This is a genomic window from Brevundimonas sp. (assembly GCF_044239655.1).
GTDB lineage: Bacteria > Pseudomonadota > Alphaproteobacteria > Caulobacterales > Caulobacteraceae > Brevundimonas.
In genome coordinates, this window is sequence record NZ_JBIIAY010000182.1 from 1 (window position 1) to 3991 (window position 3991).

At 63.8% G+C, this 3991-nt stretch carries 2 protein-coding genes; both read left to right on the top strand.

Translation table 11 applies throughout. The features are described 5' to 3' along the window. On the top strand, positions 1–946 hold a 946-nt coding region (locus tag ACILQR_RS15865), incomplete at its 5' end, for an oligogalacturonate lyase family protein (protein ID WP_395652346.1). A 202-nt stretch (positions 947–1148) separates the two neighbouring features. Further along, positions 1149–3845: a TonB-dependent receptor gene (locus ACILQR_RS15870; RefSeq protein ID WP_395652347.1), complete on the top strand. Its 2697-nt coding sequence runs from the start codon at positions 1149–1151 to the stop codon at positions 3843–3845. The last annotated feature ends 146 nt before the right edge of the window (positions 3846–3991 follow it).

The following is a 3991-nucleotide window of genomic DNA, read 5'->3' on the forward strand; positions in this document are numbered from 1 at the left end:
CCTGCATGCCGTAGACATAGACAGCGGCGAGACGCGCCGCATCGCGCGCCTGGAGCAGGGGTCGTTCAGCTCGATCAATGCCGACGAGACCCTGTGCGTCGGCACGGTGGCATACGGTGATGCGCCGGTTCAGCCTGACGCCGCCGATCCCCGCAATCGCCGGGCCGGCCAGGCCGAGTATTCCGCCGTTGGCCCCGACGGTCGCCCGCTGAACTTCGCCAAGGCCAAGGGTGTGCGGATGCTTCAGCGTTGGGCGGCGCGAACCCCGATGGAGCTGTTCGTCGTCGATCTGCGCACGGGGGAGCGTCGCGTGATCCATTCGGCGACCGACTGGCTGAACCATCCGCAGTTCTCGCCGACCGATCCCGACCGGATCATCTTCTCGCACGAGGGGCCGTGGCACCGGGTCGACCGGATGTGGACGATCAAGGTCGATGGTACCGACCTGCGTAAGCTGCACCAGCGCACGATGAATTTCGAGATTTTCGGTCACGAGTGGTTCAGCCCGGACGGCAAGGCGGTGATGTACGATCTGCAGACGCCACGGGGGCAGGTCTACTGGGTCGCCTCCGTCGATCTGGAGACCGGCAAGCGCATCTATCGCCGGGTCGAGCAGAACAGCTGGTCGGTCCATTTCAACACCTCGCCGGACGGAAGCGTGTTCGCCGGCGATGGTGGGGACGCCGACATGGTCGCCCATGCGCCGGACGGCAAATGGATCGTTCTGCTGAAACCCGAGCCGATCATCGACGGCGACCCCGACAGCGATCAGCCCGACATGATCTCTGTCGAATACCTTCGCACCGAGCGACTGGTGGACATGTCGCGCCACGACTACCGCCTGGAGCCGAACGTTACTTTCACGCCCGACGGTCGGTGGGTACTGTTCGTGTCGAACATGCACGGGCGCAATCACGTCTACACCGTCAGTGTTTCGCCTGTTTGATTGATCATATGGGACGCCGTTCCAATTGATAGTTGCAAATCGCGAGAAGCTATTGCACAAAGTGGAACGGCATCAGTCCCAAAGGCTGTGATGCCCGATCAACAAATGACACCGGTGCCATGAGCGCCGGGCGGGGAGATGAAGAATGAACGGTTCCAGCCGAGTCCGAGCCACGCTTGCGTCCAGTGCATCGGCGATCGCCATGCTGACCGCAGCCCTGGCGCCCCAGATCGCGGCCGCACAAACCACGGCACCGGCCGCCCAGGAAGACACCCAGGTCGATGAAGTCGTCGTCACCGGCTTCCGCTCCAGCCTGCAACGCGCCCTGTCGATCAAGCGCAACGAAGCTGGTGCGGTGGACGCCATCCTGGCCGAGGACATGGCCGACTTCCCCGACCAGAACCTGGCCGAGGCGATCCAGCGCCTGCCGGGCGTCACCATCGACCGCGTGAACGGCCAGGGCACGACCATCTCGGTGCGCGGCCTGGGTTCAGACTTTACCCGCACCCGGATCAACGGCCTGGAGGCCCAGGCGGCCAACGGTGGCAACCGCAATCGCAGCTTCGACTTCTCGATGTTCGCGTCCGAGCTGTTCAACTCGATCCGGGTCAGGAAAACCCAGTCGGCCGAGATCGAGGAGGGTTCGCTGGGTGCCACGGTCGACCTGCAGACCGGCCGTCCTCTGGACTTCAACGATAGCGGTTTCCAGTCCGCTCTCTCGGCCCAGGCGTCGTACAATGACCTGTCCGAGACCACGATCCCGCGTCTGGCGGGCCTGCTGAGCTGGGCGAACCAGGACCAGACCTTCGGTGCCCTGTTGTCCGTCGCCTATTCCGAGCGGGCTCCGACCCTGGGCAGCTTCAACACGACGCGCTGGCAGCGGGGTGACGCCACCAACGTCAACCCGACGACCGGCTCGCCCTATGGTCGAGGCCAGAATTTCGGGGGCTGCATTCCCTGCACGACGACCGCGCAGCGCACCGAGGTGCTGAACGCCTTCTACCCCCGCATTCCCCGGTACACCCTCGGCGAGACTTTCGAGGACCGGCTGGGCATGACTGGTGCCCTGCAGTGGCGGCCCAGCGACCGGACCGAGGTGGATTTCGACGTCCTGTGGTCGCGCTTCAATTCCGAGACAGAGAGCCCGAACCTTGAGGCCTGGTCGTTCAGCCGGGCAGCCGTGAACCAGGTGACCGTGCGGGCCTATGAGCTCGACACGACGCGCAACGCCTTCTCATACGGGGTGTTCGACAACATGATCGTGGCGGCCGAGAACGGTTTCACGCGCAACGAAAGCAATTTCTACCAGGCGTCGATCAACGCCCGCCATGACTTCACCGATCGCCTGCACGGCACTTTGAAGATCGGGGCCAATCGGTCGGAGGCGCGTACGCCGCTGAACGTGGCCTATCGCTTCGAGGCCGCCGGCCAGAACGGCTATACCTACGACGCGCGCGACAACAATCGCCAGCCGATGATCAACTACGGCTTCGACGTCACCTCGGGTCAGCGCTTCACCCTGACGAACGCCACGCGCAGCAACGGCGGCGGCAATTTCGAGAACAATGTCGCGGCGGGCGCACTGGGCTATGACATGAACGACTCGCTCAGCTTCAAGCTGGGCGGCGAGTTTCGTACCTATGCATTCGAGACCTTTGGCCTGGCGCGTGCCATCACCACGCCGACGGGCGTCGACCGGATTGTCGGGGTGGACGCCGTCGGTCGTGTGGTCAGCATCGAGGGCTATGTCGATGCGCCCGCAGGCTCGGACCTGCGCTTCATCGTGCCGGATATCGAGGCGCTCGCCCGGACGCTGACCATCTACAACAACCCGCTAGTCGCCAACCGCAGCGAGCGCGAGGTGGACGAGACGGACAACGGTATCTTCCTGCAGAGCGATTTCAACACCATGCTGGGCGGGATGGTCGTGCGCGGCAACGTCGGCATCCGCTACGCCACGACCGAGGTGACGGCAAAGGGCTGGCAGACGGTGACGTCGGGGACGCCGCCGGTCCCCTCCTACAACTTCGTCACGACCGAGAACCAGTACTCCGACACACTGCCGTCGTTCAACCTGGTGTTCGAGCCCCGCGAGGACCTGCTGGTCCGTCTCGGAGCCGCGAAGGTGATGTCGCGTCCGACCCTGGGCGATCTGACCCCGGGCGGTTCCGTGGCTCCGACGACGCGGACCGTGTCCTACGGGAACCCGCTGCTAAACCCGTTCCGCGCCACCAACTACGACGCCTCGATCGAGTGGTATTTCCAGAACGAGGGCCTTCTGGCCGTCGCGGTGTTCCACAAGAAGATCGACAGCTTCATCACCTCGGTCACCGAAGGACTGCCCTATAATACACTGGGCCTGCCTCTCGAACTGCTTCAGGGTGCCGCCCAGCCGACCGACATCTTCCAGGTCACCCGACGGATCAACGGCGAAGGCGGTACGCTGGACGGGATCGAAATCCAGTATCAGCAGCCTTTCACCTTCCTGCCCGGGTTCTGGTCCAACTTCGGCTTCACCGGGAACATCACCTTCGTCGATTCCGAGGTCAGCTACGGCACGGCGGGCAAGAACCGGCTGACGGGACAGTCCAAGAATACCGCCAACGCGACCCTGTATTACGAGGACGGTCCGTTCCAGGCGCGCGTTTCGGCGGCCCACCGCAGCCAGTATCTGCTGTCCTTCCCGGGTGCCAACGGCAACTCGGAGGAGGGAGTGAACGACACCACCAATATCGACGCCTCAATGTCCTACGAGATCACCGACAACATGACGGTCTCGCTTGAAGGCATCAACCTGACCGACGAGTACGTGGACCGCTACGTCGATGCCCTGGACCGGGTTTCGGACTATCGCCACACCGGCCGCGAGGTCGCTATCGGATTGCGCTGGAAGTACTGACTTCGCTCTATTCTTCCCAGAGACAGTGCATGAACTGAGGCCCGGAGCGACGCTCCGGGCCCCTTTTTCTGATCTCAGGCGGTGCGGTCGCCTAGCCCCGTGACACCTGACGAGTCGGTCACGCGCGGTGCCTTGCCATCCAGGGT